Annotated in this window: 24 protein-coding genes; 12 read left to right on the top strand and 12 right to left on the bottom strand. The window is 43.0% G+C overall.

Annotation, left to right across the window (positions count from 1 at the left end):
• Positions 1 to 133: 133 nt before the first annotated feature.
• The 11 genes from Q7J27_12165 to Q7J27_12115 all read right to left on the bottom strand — a co-directional run bounded on the left by Q7J27_12165 (position 134) and on the right by Q7J27_12115 (position 10,405).
• Complete coding sequence (locus Q7J27_12165) at positions 134 to 1,891, bottom strand: chloride channel protein (protein MDO9529893.1); 1,758 nt, start codon at positions 1,889 to 1,891, stop codon at positions 134 to 136.
• A 75-nt stretch (positions 1,892 to 1,966) separates the two neighbouring features.
• Complete coding sequence (locus Q7J27_12160) at positions 1,967 to 2,764, bottom strand: alpha/beta hydrolase (GenBank protein MDO9529892.1); 798 nt, start codon at positions 2,762 to 2,764, stop codon at positions 1,967 to 1,969.
• 52 nt (positions 2,765 to 2,816) lie between these two features.
• A complete protein-coding gene (locus tag Q7J27_12155) occupies positions 2,817 to 3,101 on the bottom strand; it encodes a hypothetical protein (protein MDO9529891.1) in 285 nt (94 codons plus the stop codon).
• Positions 3,102 to 3,204: 103 nt separating this feature from the next.
• Positions 3,205 to 3,915, bottom strand: coding sequence for a DUF3047 domain-containing protein (locus Q7J27_12150; GenBank protein ID MDO9529890.1), 711 nt, complete (start codon positions 3,913 to 3,915; stop codon positions 3,205 to 3,207).
• Positions 3,912 to 4,496: an orotate phosphoribosyltransferase gene (gene pyrE, locus Q7J27_12145; protein MDO9529889.1), complete on the bottom strand. Its 585-nt coding sequence runs from the start codon at positions 4,494 to 4,496 to the stop codon at positions 3,912 to 3,914. The genes Q7J27_12150 and pyrE overlap by 4 nt, the downstream gene beginning before the upstream one ends.
• A gap of 120 nt (positions 4,497 to 4,616) precedes the next feature.
• Positions 4,617 to 5,552, bottom strand: a complete 936-nt coding sequence (locus Q7J27_12140) for a tetratricopeptide repeat protein (GenBank protein ID MDO9529888.1) — start codon at positions 5,550 to 5,552, stop codon at positions 4,617 to 4,619.
• Between the two features lie 58 nt (positions 5,553 to 5,610).
• Positions 5,611 to 6,240, bottom strand: a complete 630-nt coding sequence (locus Q7J27_12135) for an energy transducer TonB (protein MDO9529887.1) — start codon at positions 6,238 to 6,240, stop codon at positions 5,611 to 5,613.
• The gene (locus tag Q7J27_12130; GenBank protein MDO9529886.1) at positions 6,228 to 6,632 is read right to left on the bottom strand and encodes a biopolymer transporter ExbD; all 405 of its coding nucleotides are present in this window, start codon (positions 6,630 to 6,632) and stop codon (positions 6,228 to 6,230) included. Before Q7J27_12130 ends, Q7J27_12135 begins: the two co-directional genes overlap by 13 nt.
• The gene (locus Q7J27_12125; protein MDO9529885.1) at positions 6,629 to 7,237 is read right to left on the bottom strand and encodes a MotA/TolQ/ExbB proton channel family protein; all 609 of its coding nucleotides are present in this window, start codon (positions 7,235 to 7,237) and stop codon (positions 6,629 to 6,631) included. The genes Q7J27_12130 and Q7J27_12125 overlap by 4 nt, the downstream gene beginning before the upstream one ends.
• A gap of 2 nt (positions 7,238 to 7,239) precedes the next feature.
• Positions 7,240 to 9,675, bottom strand: a complete 2,436-nt coding sequence (locus tag Q7J27_12120; protein ID MDO9529884.1) for a homocysteine S-methyltransferase family protein — start codon at positions 9,673 to 9,675, stop codon at positions 7,240 to 7,242.
• Positions 9,676 to 9,745: 70 nt separating this feature from the next.
• A complete protein-coding gene (locus Q7J27_12115) occupies positions 9,746 to 10,405 on the bottom strand; it encodes a hypothetical protein (protein ID MDO9529883.1) in 660 nt (219 codons plus the stop codon).
• A gap of 339 nt (positions 10,406 to 10,744) precedes the next feature.
• Here Q7J27_12115 and queD point away from each other — a divergent pair, with 339 nt between their 5' ends.
• The 12 genes from queD (at position 10,745) to Q7J27_12055 (ending at position 21,134) form a co-directional block, all read left to right on the top strand.
• Positions 10,745 to 11,119: a 6-carboxytetrahydropterin synthase QueD gene (gene queD / locus Q7J27_12110; GenBank protein MDO9529882.1), complete on the top strand. Its 375-nt coding sequence runs from the start codon at positions 10,745 to 10,747 to the stop codon at positions 11,117 to 11,119.
• Positions 11,119 to 11,886, top strand: a complete 768-nt coding sequence (gene folE2 / locus Q7J27_12105) for a GTP cyclohydrolase FolE2 (GenBank protein MDO9529881.1) — start codon at positions 11,119 to 11,121, stop codon at positions 11,884 to 11,886. The genes queD and folE2 overlap by 1 nt, the downstream gene beginning before the upstream one ends.
• An 86-nt stretch (positions 11,887 to 11,972) precedes the next feature.
• Positions 11,973 to 12,908, top strand: coding sequence for a methionyl-tRNA formyltransferase (gene fmt, locus Q7J27_12100; protein MDO9529880.1), 936 nt, complete (start codon positions 11,973 to 11,975; stop codon positions 12,906 to 12,908).
• A 298-nt stretch (positions 12,909 to 13,206) separates the two neighbouring features.
• Complete coding sequence (locus tag Q7J27_12095; protein MDO9529879.1) at positions 13,207 to 15,438, top strand: dynamin family protein; 2,232 nt, start codon at positions 13,207 to 13,209, stop codon at positions 15,436 to 15,438.
• 5 nt (positions 15,439 to 15,443) lie between these two features.
• A complete protein-coding gene (gene rsmB / locus Q7J27_12090) occupies positions 15,444 to 16,787 on the top strand; it encodes a 16S rRNA (cytosine(967)-C(5))-methyltransferase RsmB (GenBank protein ID MDO9529878.1) in 1,344 nt (447 codons plus the stop codon).
• Positions 16,788 to 16,819: 32 nt separating this feature from the next.
• Positions 16,820 to 17,401, top strand: coding sequence for an HD domain-containing protein (locus tag Q7J27_12085; protein ID MDO9529877.1), 582 nt, complete (start codon positions 16,820 to 16,822; stop codon positions 17,399 to 17,401).
• Positions 17,402 to 17,608: 207 nt separating this feature from the next.
• Complete coding sequence (locus Q7J27_12080) at positions 17,609 to 18,751, top strand: Fic family protein (protein ID MDO9529876.1); 1,143 nt, start codon at positions 17,609 to 17,611, stop codon at positions 18,749 to 18,751.
• Positions 18,752 to 18,868: 117 nt separating this feature from the next.
• Entirely contained in the window at positions 18,869 to 19,081 is a 213-nt protein-coding gene (locus Q7J27_12075) for a hypothetical protein (GenBank protein MDO9529875.1), read from the top strand.
• 520 nt (positions 19,082 to 19,601) lie between these two features.
• Positions 19,602 to 19,946: a hypothetical protein gene (locus Q7J27_12070; GenBank protein ID MDO9529874.1), complete on the top strand. Its 345-nt coding sequence runs from the start codon at positions 19,602 to 19,604 to the stop codon at positions 19,944 to 19,946.
• 217 nt (positions 19,947 to 20,163) lie between these two features.
• On the top strand, positions 20,164 to 20,496 hold the full coding sequence (locus Q7J27_12065; GenBank protein MDO9529873.1) for a hypothetical protein: 333 nt from the start codon (positions 20,164 to 20,166) through the stop codon (positions 20,494 to 20,496).
• 4 nt (positions 20,497 to 20,500) lie between these two features.
• The gene (locus Q7J27_12060) at positions 20,501 to 20,932 is read left to right on the top strand and encodes a hypothetical protein (GenBank protein ID MDO9529872.1); all 432 of its coding nucleotides are present in this window, start codon (positions 20,501 to 20,503) and stop codon (positions 20,930 to 20,932) included.
• Positions 20,925 to 21,134, top strand: a complete 210-nt coding sequence (locus tag Q7J27_12055) for a hypothetical protein (GenBank protein MDO9529871.1) — start codon at positions 20,925 to 20,927, stop codon at positions 21,132 to 21,134. Before Q7J27_12060 ends, Q7J27_12055 begins: the two co-directional genes overlap by 8 nt.
• Before the next feature lie 261 nt (positions 21,135 to 21,395).
• Here Q7J27_12055 and Q7J27_12050 read toward each other — a convergent pair.
• Positions 21,396 to 21,589: hypothetical protein (locus Q7J27_12050; protein ID MDO9529870.1), on the bottom strand; the 194-nt coding region annotated here is incomplete at its 5' end.

Raw genomic sequence — 21,589 nt, 5'->3', positions numbered from 1 at the left:
CGCCTACAAGGCGGGGGCACCTCAAGCGATTTTCTCCCTCTTGATGGGGGGAGGACTAAGGTAGGGGCGAAAAATATTAGGGAATTCTTGTCAAATCGTTTTCACTTGTGTCAAATTTATAGAGGAATCGAAATCATGAGCGCCCTGTAATTTTACCGAAGCCAAATGTTCTGGCCCGTAATACTTTTTGATTGTAGGCCAAAATTACGTTGTTTTTCTTTAGAACTCCGGTAATTTTGTTTCTATCGTTTGCATCGACAACAGGAAGCATTGAAATCTGTTTTCCTTCAAATATTTCAAATGCTGTTGCCAGATTGTCGTCCGGTGTGATGCAATAAACGTTTTTTGTCATAATGTCTGCTGCTATTGTAAGCTCACCCAGATCTTCAATCTCAGGCAGACAGTGTTTTAAATCCCGGAGTGTAAACATTCCCACGAGATTACCTTGTTTGTCGAGAACCGGGAAATGGGGGTAATTACTTTCCTGAATTTTCGCAATGAGTTCTCTTAGACGGCTGGTTTCATATATATACTCATATTCTCTCTCCATAAAATCGTTCACCATCATCCCTCTAAGAATGTTAATATCGTGGCCTCGTACAATATTGATACCTTTTTTCAGTAATTTCATTTCATAAATGGAATGGCCACAGAACTTATTAACAATGACGAGGCTTGCGATGCAACTTGTCATTAAGGGAAGGATGATGTTGTAGTTGTAGGTAAGCTCAAATATCGTCAATATGGCCGTGATTGGAGCAAGCGTTGTACCACTGACAACCGCTCCCATCCCGATCAATCCATATGCCTGCGATGGCGCAACAATATCGGGAAAAATCATGAGTGAGACCGTGCCGAAGATTCCGCCTAACATAGCGCCGGAAAACAGGGAAGGTGCAAATATGCCGCCCGAAAACCCTGAGCCTACGGAAAAAGAAGTGGCTAAAATTTTGAGAATGATTACGATAATCATGGTGTTCAGGGCAATGTTTGCTGTAAGAACAAGGTTGACCGATTCATATCCCACTCCCAGAATATGCGGATAGCGTATCGCAATGATACCAACGAGAAAACCACCAACTGCGGGTCTGAGATATACCGGTACATTTAACCTGTCGAAGACATTCTCTACCGAGGAGAGGAGCTTGATAAAGATGACGGAAACAAAACCTGCTAATATTCCTAATATCAAATAGAGTGGAATTTCCAAGTAACTGACCATTTGATATTGGGGAATATCAAATGCCGGCAGGTTTCCGAGAAAGTGGTGAGAGATGACTGTTGCAGTTACCGCTGAGATAACGATATGCCCGATATAGCTTATCTCAAAATCTTTCAGAATAATCTCAATGGCAAACAGCACACCTGCCATGGGTGCGTTGAACGTCGCGGCGATTCCCGACGCCGCCCCGCACGCTAAAAAGATACGCCTCCATTCAGGTCTGAGCTTTAAAACCTGTGCAATGGAAGATCCCACCGAAGATCCGATGTGAACAATCGGCCCCTCTCTTCCTACTGAAGCTCCTGAACCTATTGATATCACGGATGATATAATCTTGCACACCGTTGTTCGGTGTCGTATGGTACCTTCTCTCATTGCAGCCGCTTCGATTACTTCAGGTACACCTGTACCCCGTGTCTCGGGAGCAAGGAAGGTGACCAGCGGGCCAACAAGAATTCCTCCGATTACGGGAATAAGAATGACAAAATACCACTTCATGTCCTCGACTGTTGATAAAATGTCAGAAGGATGTTTCCAGCATAATTCTGTGGCATACATGAGGAGAAAACGAAAACCAACGGCGAGGTACCCTGTTGCGGCACCAATCAGAATTGCTATAAAAAGGAGATAAACTGCATTTTCACTTTTGAAACTGAAATTCCATTTCATAGGCTCTTTCCAATAAGGGAAACAGTATAGGGAATTTCTCATTAAATATTGCAAAGAACTTCTATCAGTTAAAGATTACTTCAAAAAGTCCATCACTGCCCGGGAGAATCTGTCGGGATACTGGTACATGATACCGTGGCCGCTATTTTCAAAAGTTACCAGTTTTGCGCCGGGAATTTCCTTAACCATCATGGGAGAATTCTCCGGTGGTGTCAAAACATCCTCCGTCCCCGTGATGAGAAGGGTCGGGCACTTGATCTGATCCAGGCGGTCACAGGACCCCTTCCAGTTTTCCATGGTGCTGTACTGCCGTTTAATATTCTCCGGCGAAGACGATTCCATGGGGCGGGAGAACAATTTTTTCACGTAATCGACGTTATTTTTAAGCCATTTACCCGGAAACAGTAAAGAGATCAGTCTCTTCCCCCGTTCTTTCGGTGTGCCGGATGTATCACGTAATTGTTTCACAACATCGGGGGCTATGGGAACGACATCTGTGCCGCAGTCGGCGGCATAGAGTATTAGTTTATTAACTTTTTCGGGGTACCTAAGTGCCAGCTCCTGAGCTATATTGGTACCCATCGACCAGCCAAGCACATGGGCCTTCTGTATGCCCAGACTATTCATCAGACCGGCCGCGTCATCGGCAAACTGCTCCATGGTAAACCGGCAAGTACCCGTATCGGTTCCTCCCATTCCCCGGTTATCGAAAATAATAACCTTATAACGGGATGAGAGGATACGAAGCACGGTGGGGTCCCACATATCCATGGTTCCGCTGTAACCCATGATCATAACCAGCGGATATCCCGTACCCGATATCCGATAATCTATATTTATATCGCCGACCTCTTTAGCACATAAAGGGGACATACATACTGCACCAAATAAAAATGTCAGTAACAGCACAATTATACCGGCTATATTAAAGTACTTCCGTTTTACAATCATGAGAGCTTTGCAAAACTGCAATTCTGGTCATTGCGAGGAGCTTTAGCGACGCGGCAATCTTACGAATTATCAATATGTTATGAGATTGCTTCGCTTCGCTCGCAATGACAATATTGGTATTATGCAAAGCTCTCATCATCATACCTTCTTTCTTAACCCCATGGACAGCATCTTTTTCGTAATCGGTCAAACAAGATGCACTTGTAAAAAGTCTTTTTTTGTCACCCAAAATCATGTCCTGAACTTGTTTCAGGATCATTCAGGGTCTCTAACTTACTGAAATAATTAGATGCTGAAACAAGTGAGATCCTGAAACGAGTTCAGGATGACAAATGGTGTAGTTTATGACTTTTACGAATGCATCAATTCTTGCTGAAATGAACTTCGTACAGACAGCTGTCTCCCTCGCTTTTTGTATGCTGGGAGTTGACATAAAAGGAAATTCCCTCTACATCACGCAGTTTTCCGCCTTCAATATCGGGAAATAATTTTTTATAATCTTCCGATATATTCCGTTTTTCCTCATACCACTTGTTAAGCTCATCGCTCTTGTTTCTCAATACTATATATCTCACTTTGCCGGACAGAGGCTGTGGGCTTGTAACGACGGCATCCTTGGGAGCCTCGTTATCCCAGATATATCCGATTGCCGGGGTGTTTAATTTTGCGGGCCATTTCGTTGCTTTAAAAAAGATATAGATCTGTATGGCCTGATCATCGGTATCCGCTTTTCTGACATCTCCACCCTTTGGAAGCTTTGCAACCTTCCACTTCCAGTTCAGGAAGGGATACTCTGCAGCATTTACCTTTATCTCTTTATTTATCCCAAACGATGAGTCACTGTCGCTTACCATGTGGAGGCAGAATTTGTCCCCGACCTTTTCGAGCTTAATTACAGGTGTTCCTTTTTTCTTTACCAGTTCCCATTCAAGAGGTGCTCCACCTTTCATCTCGCCGGAATTAAATCCTGCAATGACAAGCGTATCCTCTCCTCCCGAAAAAACTGCCCCTGAAAACCCACATATGAAAATAACTATTACTGAAAAAACCAGAAAAGCCTTACCAATCTTCATCGCTGACCTCCCTTTTTCTTGTTTTCATAGAGTTTCATTATGTCAGTCCGCGTGAGAATCGAATCAACCCTCTCTGTATACTTCTCTATATTCTCGAGGGCGCCCTCTTCTCGATCAATCAGTACAATAACCCGATCTATAACCAATCCCTCTTCCCTTGCCCTTTCTATCGCTGCTATGGTTGATGCTCCTGTGGTAATGACATCGTCTATAATTACAACATTTTCACCTGGTCTGACATCTCCTTCAATTTTGCTCTTTGTGCCGTGCCCCTTAACATTTTTCCTGACGATAAAAGATTTTATAGGTCTTCCCCGCTGATATGAAATCAGAGAAAGGGCATTGGCTATGGGGTCCGCCCCGAGGGTCATACCACCGGCCGCGGTAACCTCAGAGTCCTCAAGCATATCGAAGATAATACTGCCTATCAGATTCATGCCTTCAGGATCAAGGGTTGTCGGTTTACAATCGAAATAGAAATTGCTCCTCCTTCCCGAAGTCAACGTAAAAGGTGGATCGTCACTATATTTAAAGGATCGCCTGGCGATTATCTCGGCAAGTCTCTTCTTCTTTTCATCCATTATAAAACTACCTTTCTCTTAAGCTCGTTGATGGAAGGGTCATTTCAGGAATCAGTCTCAGGCCTGCTTACCTTGTGAGACATTTGAAAAACTGAAAAATGTGGTCCTTCAAAGCTTTCCTTATTTGTTAAGAGTGTTAAAATAATCCGGGTTAAGGTGGAGAACCTCCTGATATTCCGCAACAGCCATATCTGACCATCCCTTTTTATCATAGTATAAACCCAATGTGAAGTGTATGTCGGCATTGTCCGGATCTATCGTAAGTGCTTTTTTTGTCTGTGTTATGGCCTGGTCAAGGTTTCCCATGCCATAGTATGCTTTGCCAAGATAGAATTGCGTATCACGGTTGAACAGATTAACCTTGAGTGCAACAGTCAACACATTGATGGCCTTACTGAATTTCCTCAGTTTTACGTATATTATTCCAAGATTAACCAGCGTATCTTCATCATAAGGATTTACTTTTCTTGCTTCCTTGTAAGAAGTAACGGCTCTTTCCAAGTCTCCCTTTTTTGTGTAATTAATGCCTATATTATAAAGAGCGTCAAAGTAGCCGGGCTTTAACTTTACAGCCTCATTATATTCTTTTATAGCTCCGTCGGCATCACCCTTTATATCACATATCTTTCCAAGAAAATAATGCACATCACTGTCTTCCGGACATTTCTCAACGGAGGTTCTATAGTATGTTATAGCTTTTTCATGTTCTCCTTTTTCAAGACAGATATCCCCAAGCCGAAAATAAGACCAATAGTAATCAGGATCAACTGTTACTGCCTTTTTATAAGAGACAACCGCTTCATCCAATGAACCTTTGGCCTGATACGCCTTTCCTAACATATAATAATATTTGGCAACCTTGGGATTTACTTTAATGGCTTTCTTATATTTTTCTATAGCCCTATCAAATCTTTTCTTGTCAAAATGACGGTTCCCCTCGTGGTAATAGGTTTTAGAAATAATTCTTTGTTTGGCTGATACATCTACAGCAAAAACAAATAATACAAAGAGGATTGGTAAAGTAATTACAATTTTATTGATATGTCTCTTTTCCATATTCAGGATTAACGGTGATTTTATTTTACTTTTAAATTTTGCATTTTGATATTTGATATTATTTGTCGTTCAAAACAAATCTTACAGGGACTTCAACATACATCGTTACGGGACACCCCATTCTGCTTCCCGGCTCGAATTTCCATTTCCTGACTGTTTCCAGGGCTGATCTGTCCAGCATGCTATATCCAGATGATTTTTTTATTTTTAATTTTCCCACATTTCCATTAACAAGTATCTCTGCCGAAAGGATTACTATACCTTCATATCCCCTTCTTCGGGCTATTGCCGGATAGGCAGGAGGCATATTTTCACCATATCGAGGTACGGCCAGAACCTCTTTTGCCGTCTCCATTGGTACAGATGTACTGACTGGTTTGTTTGCAGCCTTCTTCAGCGAAACCGTTTCTTTTACTATTTCCCTTTTTGGTATCGGAGTACTCTGATTGTCCGGCTTGATTATCTCCTTCTTTTCCTTGACAACCACTTTTCTTTTCTTCTGCACCACAGGTACTACATCGGGGGCATGAGTAGAGACCATAGATATAATGAGACGACTATATTTTTTTGCTTTAAAATGAACGGGGCGTGGAACAGTGTAAATATGAGTGAAGGCAGCTCCGGCATGAATGGCCAGCGCAATTATGACCGCAAAGAAGAGGTCTTTTTCAAACGTTACTCTTTCCATTTCGTCTCCAGCGACAGACTGACAACTCCGGATTTTCTAACCACATCCATCACTGAGATGATCCGTTCATAAGAGGCCTTCCTGTCCCCCATTATGATCGCTTTCATTTTTGGAAATTCGCGATAATGAGAGGTTAACATGGAAAGGAGCTTGTCCAGTGTTACCTCCTCTTTTTCGAAAAACACCTTTCCATCTGCTCTTATGCTTATGCTTACAAATTCCTTTTTATCGACAAGGGATGTAGAGGATTGCGGCAGGTCAATGGGTATTCCCTTGTGAACGACCATTGACATGGTCATGAATATAAAGGCAACTAAAAGGAGAAATATAACATCTATCAATGGTATCATCTCAATTCTTGCCTTACCGGAGTAACGCCTTGAAATCTTCATCCTGAGTTCCTTTTCCGCTCGAAGATTATCTCCAGATTGGTGCCGTACTTCTCCATCTCAAGCACGGCTTTTTCTATCTTTGATACAAAATAATTGTACGGTATAAGGCTCAGAATGGCGATTGTCAGGCCAAAGGCTGTGGTTATAAGCGCCTGGGCGATACCCACTGTGATCAACTGGGGATGTTCCGCACCCACAGTACCAAGCATGTTAAAAGAATAGATTATACCTGTGACCGTCCCGAGGATTCCCAGAAGAGGCGAGAGTGTTATCATTGTGTCGAGAATAGGCAGGTAACGTCTCATCCGGGCGATTTCTTCATCGGCACTCATCTGGAGGGCATCCCTCAGGGAAAAATTGCGGTGAACAACTCCGCAGACCATTGTCCTGATAACGTAATCCCGCGCTTTCAAGGTTCTCTTCTTTGCTTCATCAAACTGCCCCTTTTCAACCAGAGACATCAATTCATTCAACAGTGTTCTGTCACGATTTTTTTCTTCTCTGATCCAGAATATTACCCGTTCAATGATTACCGTAAGCGATATTATTGAACAGATGAGAAGGGGGTACATGACCGGTCCCCCTTTAAAAAAATATTCTAACATGATTAATTTCCCTGTTTTAATTTCTCATCATAAAATTCCGCATACAATCTTTGGGCAAGCCGTACCGCCCCGACGCCATCTTTTGCGTATTCCGCTCCAATCGACTGCGCATAGGATTTGCTTACCACCGCCCCCCCTATTATAAACTTACATTTAAGCCCTTCCCTTCTTGCCATATCAATAACTTCTTTCATGTTTACCATTGTTGTGGTCATGAGCGCGGAAAGTCCCACAATGGCAGGTCGATAAACCTTTATTTCCTCGATGATCTTTTCGGAAGACACATCTTTTCCAAGGTCTATAACATTAAATCCGTGATTTTTTAACATTAGGAATACAATATTTTTTCCTATGTCATGTATATCCCCTTTTACCGTGGCAAGAAGAACAGGGGCTTTCGCTTCCTGCGTCGACACGTCTCTTTTCAGGTAGGGATCAAGGTATTCAAGCCCCCTTTTCATCACTTCAGCACTGGCGATGAGCTGTGGAAGAAAATACTCCTTCTTGTCAAACAAGTCCCCTGTCTCCCTGATAGCCGGAATCATCGTATCACGAACAAGGCTGTCAGCAGTTGTCCCGGAAGAGAGGGCTTTCTTTATAAATCTTTTTATCTCTTCCCTGTTTCCTTCCAGAATAGCCTGAAACACCTCTTGCTCCGGCGAGATTTTATCCGCCTCCACATCCGGTTTACTTATATGAGACGTTTCGGAAAAGTAGGAAATAAATGACGAAGCATCTTTATCTTTTTGAGTTAACACATCCGCCGCTATTTTAACATTTATCAGCTCTTCATTAGAAGGATTGGCAATGGCCAGAGTAAGACCAAAAGCCTGAGCCATTGCGAGAAAAGCCGCATTGATCCATTTTCGCTGCGGCATTCCGAAGGAGACATTGGTAACCCCGGCGATGGTTTTACATTTGAATTTGCGTGAGCACCACTCGATTGTCTTCAGTGTCTCCATCGCTGCCATGGAATCGGAAGCCACCGTCATCACCAGCCCGTCCACGACAATATCATCCCTGGTAAAACCGAACCTTTCGGCATCTTTGAATACGCTTTTGATAATTTTTTTCCGCTTCTCCGCCGTCTCCGGTATTTCCCTGTCAGTCAACGGCAGGAGAATAAACATTGCCCCGTATTTTGCTGCTATGGGGAGAAGTTTTTTGAGTTTCCCCTCTTCCCCGGAAATGGAATTGATCAGGGCACGGCCTGGATAGATCCTGAGAGCCGTCTCTATCGCTTCAATATTTGATGAATCAATAACCAGGGGAAGATCGGTAATGGTCGACAGGAGACTGACCACTTCATGCATGGTCTTCACTTCGTCGATACCGGGAACACCTACATTGACATCAAGAATTCCGGCGCCATCTCTTTTCTGCTCTTTGGTCATTTGCCGTATGAGAGACATTTTGCCGTCGAGGAGTTCCTGCTGAAGGGCCTTTTTCCCCGTAGGATTAATACGCTCCCCTACAATACAAAGTGGCTTGTCCTTTTCCAGAACGATAAATTTTCTCGCGGAGCTGAGGGCACTTATCGATTTTCTAAAGGGAGCATGGGGCTTTTCTTTTTGAATCTCCTTCCTGAATGCATATATATGTTCCGGCGATGTCCCGCAGCAGCCGCCCATGATATTAACGCCTGTCGAAACATATTTTTTGCCAAAAGAGGCGAACCCGGCGGGCGGCATGTCGAAAACGGTTTCATCCCCAACAAGTTTCGGGATACCGGCATTTGGTTTTGCCACGAGAGGGACTTTCGCGTATGGTTTCATCGCTTTGATATATTCAAGCATCTCTTCCGGGCCTGTAGAACAGTTGCAGCCAACAGCATCGGCACCGAGACTCTGCAGAGTAATTAGTGCGGTTACCGGATCTGTTCCATTGAGTGTGCGGCCATCTTGCTCAAACGTCATGGTAACCATGACAAACGCATCCGTAACTTCTTTTACGGCAATCAGCGCCGCACGCGCCTCCTGAATATCCATCATGGTCTCAATCACAAAGAGATCAACGCCGCCTTCAAGAAGCCCTACGGCCTGTTCTTTAAATACCTCAACCGCTTCCTCGAAATCGATATTTCCAAAAGGCTTGACGAACTGCCCCGTGGGGCCGATATCACCGGCCACCATAGCCTTTTCACCAACGGCATCCTTAGACAGCTTGGCAAGCCGGCTGTTGACCTCTCTTATATTATGAACATCGTACTGCCCTAATTTGAAGCGATTTGCGCCAAAGGTGCAGGTATAAACAACATCAGCGCCAGATTTTTGATAGTCGGAATGAATCGCCTGAATAATCCGAGGATTTTCAAGGCACCATATTTCCGGACATGCTCCCTGAGGCATACCGCCCTTCTGTAACTCCGTCCCTGTAGCACCATCGAGGATAAGTACTCTTTTGTTGAGAAGCTTATTTATTTTATCTTTAATATTCACCCTGTATCACCTATAAAGCGTTTGGCTATCAACACAGTCTTTCAGCAGAAAAATCGTTCGCTCTGAATGTTTACCTGCGATTTACCATATTTTCAATTCCGGCGATAGCGGTAACTGACTTTTCCGGTATGAGAATAAATTTCTCGTTTATTCTGACCCCAATACGGTGGAGCTGCAATATATCGTAAATGGTTTTCTGGTTTTCAAGTAAAAAATCATGATAACCCGCGGAGAAACGCTTTGAGGTAAGACGTTTGTTTTCTCTGCGGAGTTCCTGATTGTAGTAATTAACTATCCAGTCAAGTGATGCATCCACAATCTCACTGGCCACTGCATCAAAGACAACTGCGCGGGTCAGGTTATCCTCAGTGGAATCTTTCCGGACAGCGTCAACGATATCGCTGCCCGCCGTAGTCCCCATCAGTACAATCTCCCCGCAATCTTCGAGAAATGCGGACAGATGCATGCTTTCAAATGTAACGCCTGTTGAAAGGATAATTTTAGAGGATTTTCTTTCCTGAATAGGGATTCGTATTCCTGAACCCTTCACATCAATAAGAGAAAGTGCATCTTCAATATAGTGCTCAACTTCCTCTTTCTGTTGAGATGTGAGCTGAGTTTTACCTTTTCGGTATCCCAGGCGTTTATATATGTTCTCTTCCGGTGTTGCAACATTTATGGAATCAAAAAAAAGTGAGCGATTCATATTACTTTCTTGCCTGCTTTCCATTTTTCCACCACACATTTATCAGAATTATCCCTCTTAGTTCAAGTAATTATTTGTAAAATCTATCTCCCCCGCTTTGGATATCCGGGGGATGGCACAATGCTGGAGGTGAACTTATAGATACAAACGGTTCATCAACTCACCGTCTTTCCCATGGGTTAACGCTTTGTGAAATACCGAATGAACTGGAGAAGAGGGAACAAAAGCTTTGTTCAACTAAACCTATAAACAATTTTCAAACCGGACATTTCACTTGCTATGAAAACCGGACATATTGAAATGCTATTGACACATTTCACATCCAGAGTTGACATACTCTTCCCTTTGATATATTGGAATCTGATGTACGAAGTAACTATTAAAAAAGCATTCTCTGCTGCTCACAACCTGAAGGATATTGGAGGCAGATGTGAAAAACTCCACGGACATAATTTCACAGTCGAAGTTTCCGTGGAATCAAAAAAATTAAACGAAGAAGGGCTGCTTATAGACTTCAGGATATTAGAAGGGTGGATAGAAGAGATACTTGATAAGCTCGATCACAAATTTCTTAATGACACCCCTCATTTTAAAAACATAAATCCGTCATCGGAAAATATAGCGAAGTACATTTATGACATGATTTATGAAAAAGTAAGTTCCAGAAAAATAAATGTATCCCTGATAACGGTCTGGGAATCGGAGAATGCAAGGGTTTCCTACAACGGAGAAGAATAATGGTTGATGTTCAGAATCAGAAAGATTCCAGAAATATAGACATAAAAAAGGTTGGTGTTAAGGGGATTAAATACCCCGTAATAGTTCTTGATCAGGCCAATGGCACACAACACGTCAATGCAACTATCAATATGTATGTAAACTTGCCCCGTCAATTCAAAGGGACACATATGAGCCGTTTTATCGAGGTGTTAAATGAATACAGGGGGCAAATCAATATCAAAACATTCCAGATAATACTCGAGAAGGTAAGAGAAAAACTGGATGCACAGTCGGCACACATGGAGATTGAATTCCCCTACTTCATCGAAAAAGCCGCCCCCGTATCGGGGGCAAAAAGTCTCATGGAATACAAATGTCAGTTCTGCGGAGAAAATAACGGCAAAAAGAATGATTTTATGGTTGGTATCATAGTGCCGGTTACTACGGTATGTCCATGCTCAAAAGAGGTAAGTAATATGGGCGCCCATAATCAGAGAAGCATTGTAAATGTAAAAGTTAGATTCAACAAATTCTTCTGGATAGAAGACGTTATCAGGTTGATAGAAGACTCCGCCAGTGGTCAGGTCTATTCCCTGCTTAAGAGAATAGATGAAAAGTATGTTACCGAAAAGGGATATGAAAACCCGATGTTCGTTGAAGATGTTGTGAGAAGCATAGCGGAACGACTGAACAGGGATGACAATTTCACCTGGTACAGCATAGAGGCGGAAAATTTCGAAAGTATACATAACCACAGCGCTTACGCATATCTGGAAAAAGAATAACCCGGTAAAGGTTATGATCGCGGCGTTTATATACACCCTTTTGGTGAAAACAGACCAAATTATTATCTAAAACCGGAAAGCGTCACATGAAACCAAAGATTGTATTTATGGGAACGCCGAAATTCGCCATCCCATCCCTCGAAATACTGGCAAAAAATGGTTGTCCCATTATCGGGGTTGTCACCCAGCCCGACAGGCCCAAGGGAAGAGGAAGAAAATATGTTCCACCCCCGGTCAAGATCACTGCCGAGAAGTATAATCTCCCTGTATTCCAACCCGATAAAGTCAGAGATAAAGAATTTCTGGACACTTTCAGAGAACTTGCTCCCGATATGGTGGTACTCGTCGCATTCGGCCAGATACTTCCCGGGGAGATCATTGAATTCCCCGAAATGGGCTGCATCAATGTACATCCCTCACTGCTCCCTAAGTACAGGGGGGCCGCGCCGATCAACTGGACCCTCATACGGGGTGAAGAGACGACAGGAATTACGACAATTTTAATGGATGAGGGGATGGATACGGGAGATATCCTGCTTCAGGAAGAGACACCGGTAGAATCTGATGAGACATTTGACAAGCTCCATGACAGATTATCAAAGATGGGCTCCGAGCTTCTTCTTAAAACGGTAAAAGGAATAACAGAAGGTACAATCACCAGGACGCCACAGGACTCCTCCCTGGCAACTTACGCCCCCCGGCTGCAGAAAGAAGACAGTATTATAAACTGGAAGGCCGGTATCAAGGATATTCTGAACCTCATCAGAGGTCTTTACCCATCTCCATGTGCACATACTTTTATAAATGAAAAAAAAATGAAGATATTTTCCGCAACAGGAGAAGAATGTCATGTGCCAGAGCAGGCAGGCAGGATAGTCGGTAAAGCGGAAAAGGGGCTTCAGGTGGCGGCACAGGACGGATATATATATTTAGAGGAGATACAGCTTGAAAATAAAAGAAGGATGTCCATCTTCGATTTTCTGAGAGGGTATAAAATATCGCCGGAAGACACTCTCGGCTAAGTAGTAACCGATACCCTTATCGGCAAAGGGTGGCATGGACAAACTTGATGAACTCGTAAAAAGTCGGATTTCCCCTCCCCTGGCGGGAGGGGATAAAGGGGAGGGGGATATAAGCAACTGAAATAACGTTGCATTCACCCTCACCCCTATCCTCTCCCATCAAGGGAGAGGGAGTTTTATGACTTTTTACGAGTGCATCAAACTTGTTTGTCCGTGCAAAGAACCTTATATAGCAAAGATGATATAACTTTAGCGATTTTAGCCTTAGCCTAATCGACGCCCCCGAACAGGAGAAACCGTGATCAACTATGACTCGATAAAAGAATCTCTCATGCAGATCAACCGCGACATTTCATCTCTTTTTGCAACAGCAAAATCGATTCCCGGCATATCCGGAAATCCCTTTAATGTCTGGGAAAGAGAGTGTCGTTTCATCGAGAAGCAGATGGTTGAGGATATCGTACGCGTAGCCGTGGTAGGTACTACAAAGTCCGGTAAAAGCACATTTGTAAACGCGTATTTAGGAGGAGATTACCTCAGACGCGGGGCCGGTGTGATAACATCGATCGTTACCAGGATACGTACAGGGCAAACATTAAAGGCGATCCTCGATTTTAAAACCTGGGATGAAGTGAATGATGAGATGAGACAGGCTATGGTACTCTTACCATCCCTGAACCCGCGCTCTGCAGACAGTCAGTTTGACATAAGGCGTAACCAGGATCGAACAGAGCTGAAAAAGACACTGAATTCACTGAATACTGACCAACTCATTTCGAATGATACACGCAATGCCAACTGTATGCTTCTCTCCTCGTACCTGAATGGATACAAACGTGTAAACAAAACACTTCCCCCCGATGACAGAATTACACAATTCGAAAAAAGAAAGTTTGTCAGGCACAAGGATTTTGTCGGCGACGATTCACTGGCAGTCTATCTCAGAGATATGGAATTACATATAGAGAACAAACACAACCTTGAAAACAATATCGAAATTGCTGACTGCCAGGGCAGTGACTCTTCCAATCCCCTGCATCTGACTATGATTCAGGATTATCTCCTAAGGACGAATCTCATTATATACGTCCTGAGCAGCAGAACAGGAATGCGCCAGGCAGATATCAAGTTTTTAACCATGATCAAGAAGATGGGGCTTCTGGAGAACATTTTCTTTGTCGTAAACTGTGATTTCAGCGAGCATGAAGGCATTGATGATCTCCTGAGGATTATTAAAAGGATAAGAGAAGAGATATCATTAATCAAGCGTGACCCCGAAATCTTTGCATTCTCTACCCTCTTTAATCTCTTCAAACATCTTGAAACAAGCCTTCCACAAAAGGACAGGTTTAGACTTAAACAGTGGAAAAAGGAATCTGAACTGGTAACTTTTTCAAATGAGAAAACCAGGCAGTTCGAAACCGCCTTCTATGAAAAACTGACAGGAGATCGTTTAGCTCTTCTGTTGAAAAATCAACTGGAACGCCTGACGATTATGGCTTCCGGAATACATGACTGGATCAGTATCAATCATGACATTCTTATCAGGGACTCCGACAGCGCACTAGAAGTTTTTGAAAAAATTGAACATGAACAAGAATTGGCAAATCAAACAAAAGCAATGGCCAAAGACACCATTGACGGGACATCACAAAAAACAAAGCTTGAACTTGGAAAGGACATAGACAGTTTTTTAGATGCCCACTACGGTAATGTAATCCGGGATATTCAGAAGTTTGTCAGAAACTACAATGTTAAATATCAAGACCATGAAGACAATATTGAGTCTGTCGGTTTTTCATCCACCATATATACGATATTTCAGGAATTCAAGCATGCCCTCGACACTTTCATTGCCGAGACCATCAATCCACAATTGATCCAGTTCATTCGTCAGGAAGAGGATAAGATCAAAAATTTTCTTGATAATATTGCCTCCACGTATGATGCAATGGTAGAAAGTGCCACTAAAAAATACGATAAAACTTTCCTTGAGCTGGGAATCACTTTGAAAAGCCAGACAGCAGTGGGGGCATACTTTATTGATCTTGAAGACATAAAGAAAAAAACGGGATTTAAAGTACCTCCACTCATTTCGCACACTGAGTACACTGCGAAGATTAGAACTGAAGCAATCATGCGTCTCGGTTATTACAACCTTCTCAAATTTATAAAAAAACTGTTTAAAAAACCGATTCAGAACGAGAAGGAAGGAGAAATCCTCGCACTGCGTGATGGTGTAAGACGTATCAAAAAAGAAACAGAACGGTCGATCGTTTTCTATTTAAAGAATTATAAGGAAAACCTGAAATTTCAATATATTTTTAAACTGACTGAGACGGCTTCGAATTACCTTCATGAAATGCTGATTGACCGTTTTTGTATGTTCACAGCCGACATATCTGAGATGGTTGCACTCATTGGTCAGGAACAATCCGACAAGAAAAACGCCCTTGATATCCTTGAATCGATGGAAGAAACCTCCCTGAAAATCCTGGAAGAGATCGATCAGATAAGAGGAAAAATATAATTCAGGTGAAAAATAACCCCCGCGCCATAGCCGTCGATATCTTGAACCGCATAGATGAAACCGGCTCCTTTGCGGAACCGATTTTAGACTCCTACCTCGTACGAGACATCTTCAACAATATACACGACAGAAGACTTTTGACCGAGCTTGTCTATGGAACGCTTCGGATGAGAGGCCACTTAGACTGGATAATCCAGCACCTTTACAGCGGCAGGCTGAAATCGCTCGATACCGGCATAAAAAATATCCTGAGAACGGGTCTCTACCAGCTTATCTTTACCGACAGGATCCCGGAGTTCGCCGCTGTTGACGAGGCGGTAAAAATTACAAAGAAGAAATATCCCGGCAGGTCGGGCCTGGTCAATGCAATACTGAGAAATGCGATACGGAAAAAGGGGGAAGTTAAATATCCCGACATTGATAAAGCCCCCTCATCGCATATTTCGGCCGTCTATTCGCATCCGCTGTGGCTCGTAGAGAGATGGATAGGAATATTCGGCGTTGAAGAAACCAGTGAACTATGCAAGGCCGGCAATGAGACCCCGCCCCTCACCCTGAGGGTAAACAAACTGAAAACAGACCGGGATGAGATTTTAAAAGCCCTTTCAGATGACGGTTTTACGGTTCGGCCCGCTCAATTCTCCCCGGACGGAATCATACTCTCACATCCACCTGTCCCTGTCAGAGAAACAAAATATTACAAAATGGGACATATCCAGATACAGGACGAAGCATCCCAGTTAATCTCCCGCCTCGTAAATCCGAAACCCGGTGAGGCGATTATCGATATCTGTGCCGGTATCGGCGGAAAGACGACCCACATGGCTGAGATGATGCAAAATGACGGAACGATACTGGCGCTCGATATCAGTCACAAAAAGATCGGGGCATTAAAGGGAATGTCGAAAAGGCTGGGAGCAACCATAATTGATACACTGGTGGGAGATGCGACCCTGGAACCTGAAAAAACGCTGCATGGGAAATTCGATCGTGCCCTCGTAGACGCCCCCTGCTCAGGCCTGGGAACACTGAGGAGAAATCCCGAAATCAAATGGCGAATGCTCCCCGAAGACTTGGAAAGCTTCCCGCCTCTTCAGAAAAGGATATTGAAAAACGCCGGTCACTATCTGAAAAGTGGAGGGAAACTTATTTACAGCACCTGCACTATAATGCCCGAGGAGAACGAAGACGTTGTTGCGGCCTTCCTGTCCGACAATCCCGGTTTTGAGCAGATTCATCCCCCCGCCTCTATCAGCAGCAAAATGATCGATAATGAAGGATTCTTCAGGACATACCCCCACCGCCACGGGACAGACGGCTTCTTCGGGGCGGTATTGGTGAAAAAGTAATATTGGAAAGAAAACGAAAAAGGAGAATAACGATGGAAGAAAAGATCCCAACTCGTGAGGAGGCATTGAAACTTTTACATGAATACAACGAAAGCGACAGCTTACGTAAACATGCCTATACCGTAGAGGGAGTCATGCGCTATATTGGAAGGAAGCATGGCGAAGATGAGGATAAATGGGGAATCATCGGTCTGATTCATGACCTTGATTATGAGAAGTTTCCCGATCAGCACTGTACCAGGACGAGAGAAATCCTTGAAGAACATAACTGGCCGGAGGAATATATCCGTGCCGCCGTCTCTCATGGATGGGGAATACACTCAGACGTGGAGCCAAAGAGCACCATGGAGAAAACACTTTATGCCATTGATGAATTAACGGGACTTATCGCGGCCAACGCCATGGTTCGACCATCAAAGAGTGTCATGGATATGACTGTAAAATCCGTAAAGAAAAAATGGAAATCGCCTGCATTCGCTGCCGGTGTGGACCGATCAATCATCCAAAAGGGCGCCGACATGTTAGGAGTCGAGATCGGGAAACTTATTGAAGATACCATAATGGGAATGCGGGAAGTTGCCGATGAAACAGGTTTAAAAGGAAATCCGGCCTGATGATTTGAAAATTGACTATGGGATTATGATATTGATTTCCTGTATGCGATTCATGTGAATAAACAAAAATGAGTCAAGATAAGATTTGCTCCCCTACTCTATGCTAATTGAATAAGCCCGCCTCTTCTTGTTTGTTATTAAAAAATACTTGAATTAACCGGCTTTCAATGCTAAGTTATTCCAAAATCCTTGAACAAGGACCAGAAAATGAAAAGAAGCGGTGGTTATATTCAGCAGATCACAGGGTACAAAGCGTTTATTCCCGCTCCATTGCCCCCTGATCCCGCTATAGAACTTGATGAAACATTGCAAAACCTTCTTTCGAAAGCGGATATGTCACTGGCCCGCCTTGATGGTATGGGTTATATTCTTCCTGATGTCAATTTCTTTATTGCCATGTATGTGAGGAAAGAGGCGTTGCTCAGTTCCCAGATTGAAGGCACCCGGGCGTCCCTTCAAGATCTGTTCGGTTATGAAAGTGGCGGGAAGCCAAGTAACATTAATGATGTATCAGATGTTGTGAATTATGTGAAAGCGCTCAATTACGGCATACAACGACTTGATGACTTACCCATGAGCCTGCGGTTGATAAAGGAAATTCATGAAATCCTGATAGAAGGTGTCCGCGGTAGCGAGAGAAAACCTGGTGAATTCAGGCAGACTCAGAACTGGATAGGCCCACCTGGTTGCACTCTTAATAGTGCGACTTTTATTCCCCCACCTCCCCATGAATCCGTAAAAGCTATGGGAGACCTTGAACACTACATACATGGAGATGCACGTCTGCCGGTTCTTATTGACAGTGCCATGATACATTACCAATTTGAGACCATACATCCTTTTCTTGATGGTAACGGCAGACTCGGCCGTCTACTCATCACGTTTTACCTGTACTGGAAAAGCGTACTACATCGCCCTCTACTTTACCTCAGTTACTTCTTCAAAAGAAATCGTCAGGAGTACTATGACCGATTACAGATGGTAAGGGAAACGGGAAACTATGAACAATGGGTAGCTTTTTTCCTGAAAGGAGTTGTCGAAACGGCAGATTCTGCAATGGAGACTGCAAAAAAAATACTTGAGTTGCAGAGTAATCATAGAAGTCTTCTCTGGAAAAAAAAGATATCTTCTCCGATCGCTGTCGGTATGCTGGAAAGCCTGTTCCACAAACCTTATATTTCCGTGAATGATGTGGCAAAGGAATTTAATATTTCATTTCAGTCGGCCTCTACTTTGGTATCCCAGTTTGAGAAGACCGGGATACTTGAAGAAATAACGGGAAGAAAACGGGATAAGCGATACATGTATGCAGAGTACGTGAATATCCTGTCAGAGGGAACACAGATATAAAACCAGCATGCTTCCTTCCTGTAAACGATAAAATTGAAAGTTTAGTAAGATGCAACGATTATTATATCTAAATTCAAGTTCTTTTAAATACAGAGGGAAATGTGTTTTTGAAACGCCATGGTTCGGCCATCAAAGAGTGTCATGGATATGACCGTAAAATCCGTAAAGAAAAAATGGAAATCGCCTGCATTCGCTGCCGGTGTGGACCGATCAATCATCCAAAAGGGCGCCGACATGTTGGGAGTCGAGATCGGGAAACTTATTGAAGATACCATAATGGGAATGCGGGAAGTTGCCGATGAAACAGGTTTAAAAGGAAATCCGGCCTGATGATTTAAACAGATTCATCCCCCCGCCTCAATCAGCAATGAATTGATCGACAATGAAGGGTTCTTCAGGACATACCCCCACCGCCACGGAACAGACGGCTTCTTCGGGGCGGTATTGGTGAAAAAATAACGGTAAATATACGACAGCAAGCAGATCTCTACACCGCAAGAATTGACAAAGAAGTTATGAAATGTGATCCATACATGGAGAGAAGTTAACTGATTTAAGATTAAATCGAATGGCAAGCTGTATGCAGTTTTTGTTTCTTCCTCACCGGTAATGCTATTAAGCGAATAGCGCTATTCCGATTTTATGCGTCGGATTATCCTTGATTTTTTAATTTTGCCTGCTATATTGTCTGTGATCAAAAAGGGGGTACTTCTTCACGTAAATAAAGTAGCCGCGCCTCTCACGCACACATTCCGAAAGCTCTTCTGAAAACGATCAACGATTCTAAATTTAGAACCTCCCCTAGCAGCTTAACCGGAGGTATTAGCGCTGACAAATAAAAGGAGAGAACATGACAAGGTATCAACGAGCGTCCCAGATCTGGTCGTTATTAATTTGTGCTGCCAGAAATCGCAAGACTTACACGTATGGTGACATTGCCGATATTCTCGGCTTCGGTGGCGCAGGTGTCATGGCACCTATTCTTGGATGCATTATGTGGTTCTGCAAAGAAAATGATTTACCGCCGCTTACCGTTCTGGTCGTCAATCAAGAAACAGGCCTCCCAGGACAAGGGCTGACCACGTTGGAAGAAGTAAACGATAGGGAGGCAGTATTCAACTTTAATTGGTTTGGCATAGAGCCACCGCAAAATGACGATTTTGAAAATGTGGATGAGAATAGAGCATTACGCTAACCACGTCTTTGAGAGTGAGCAAATGGGTCAAGTCTGCCCTTGACCCATTTACTGGAATTTATTGATTCAGGATAATTGACGTACGGCCTTGTTTGCCCGGAGAAAAAACAGGCATTCGGAAAAAGCGCAAAAGGGTTTACTTATGATATGGTTTTTGGTAAAAAAGTTAAAGTCAAACTAATTACTGTAATATGACCGACGCAAACAGGAGGCAAAAATGATCAAAGACAAAAAAGAAGTTACATTTAGATACGTTTATCCAAATGATTTGCGTGATTATTACGTTAACGGTGCATGGGGGGGAGCCACGCCACGAAAAGAGATATACATGCACCTGTACTCCGAGAGGCATCCAATACCAAAGACAGTAACTCATGAAATTACGGATGATGGGGCATTGGGCGATCAAGTTAAGCCAGCAGAAACTGGCGGTGATGTTGTTCGTCTCATACAAACTTCTGTAATAATGGATGTAGATACTGCAATTAGAATACGAGATTGGTTAGACAAATTCATAAAACTCACTCAAGCCCAAACCAAGGAAGGATAAAAACATGGGAATCCGAATAGCAGAATGGGAAAAACACGAAGACACGGGTAAAGGGCTTACAACAAATTTAACATATGTTGGATCATCATCCCATTTTAACTATAACATAGAAGAATCTGAGGGATTCTTTGGCGCCACACTTCCCGGTACAACTATAATATCTTATGACCCTCGGGTCGATGAATTAAAAAAGGAAATAAAGGAGCTAAAGGAAATGTTTGTCCAACTCAATGAAAAAATAGGCCTTACAGAAGTTGAAGAAATTGAGATTAGAGATATTTCACTTAAACAAGCTAAAGAAGAAATTGCCCTATATTTTAGAGATAATGATGGTAAGGAAATTGGATATGAAGATATTGTTGAAACATTAGGAATTGACCCCCATGTGGTGGTTCATGCATGCAATGAATTGGTTAAGGAGAAGAAAATTGGCTGAAGATCGCTATAAGGATGTCGAAAACATATACAGGAATCCAGGCGAAGCGATTGAAGGTGATAAAATTTTAATCTATTGCCGCAAACCCTCAAGATGGCTTTCCAATATCCGTGGTTCCGGCGGTCATCACTATTTTAAAACAACTGCAAGGATGAACGCTTTAGCTGTTCTCACGCGGACTTTCAAAAACCTTCAAAAATAACCTTAATTAAAATTATGCCCGAAAAAACAAGGGGTCAAGTCTGCCCTTGACTCATGTTTATTTATTCACATAAATTGTATGTAGGAAATTGATGTCATATCTCCATAGTTAATTCTCACAGTGTAGATATCTGCTATTATGTTGCGAGTGGCCTTAACTCCCTGAGAACATAGATCTAATCGCTATGGCTCATGGAAACGTGATATCGTTTGTAAAAACAACAGGATAACAGTGCTTGTCATCACAGGTTCAAAGAAACTGTCAACATAATAAATAGTCCTGTGGCATACCTCTCCGTGTCCGGCTTTGGACCGTGCCGCAGTTTTCGAGGCTGTCCAGCCAGGCTAAAATATCTTCTCTGTTTTCCCAATCAATCAGCTCATCTATTTTAGGATCCTGAGCGAGAACGGATTGTGCATATTCGATGAACTGTTTCTGTATTTCTTTTCTTCGTG

The sequence above is a fragment of the Syntrophales bacterium genome (assembly GCA_030655775.1).
In the GTDB taxonomy this organism is placed as follows: domain Bacteria; phylum Desulfobacterota; class Syntrophia; order Syntrophales; family JADFWA01; genus JAUSPI01.
This window is presented reverse-complemented; position numbering and strand designations above follow the sequence as displayed.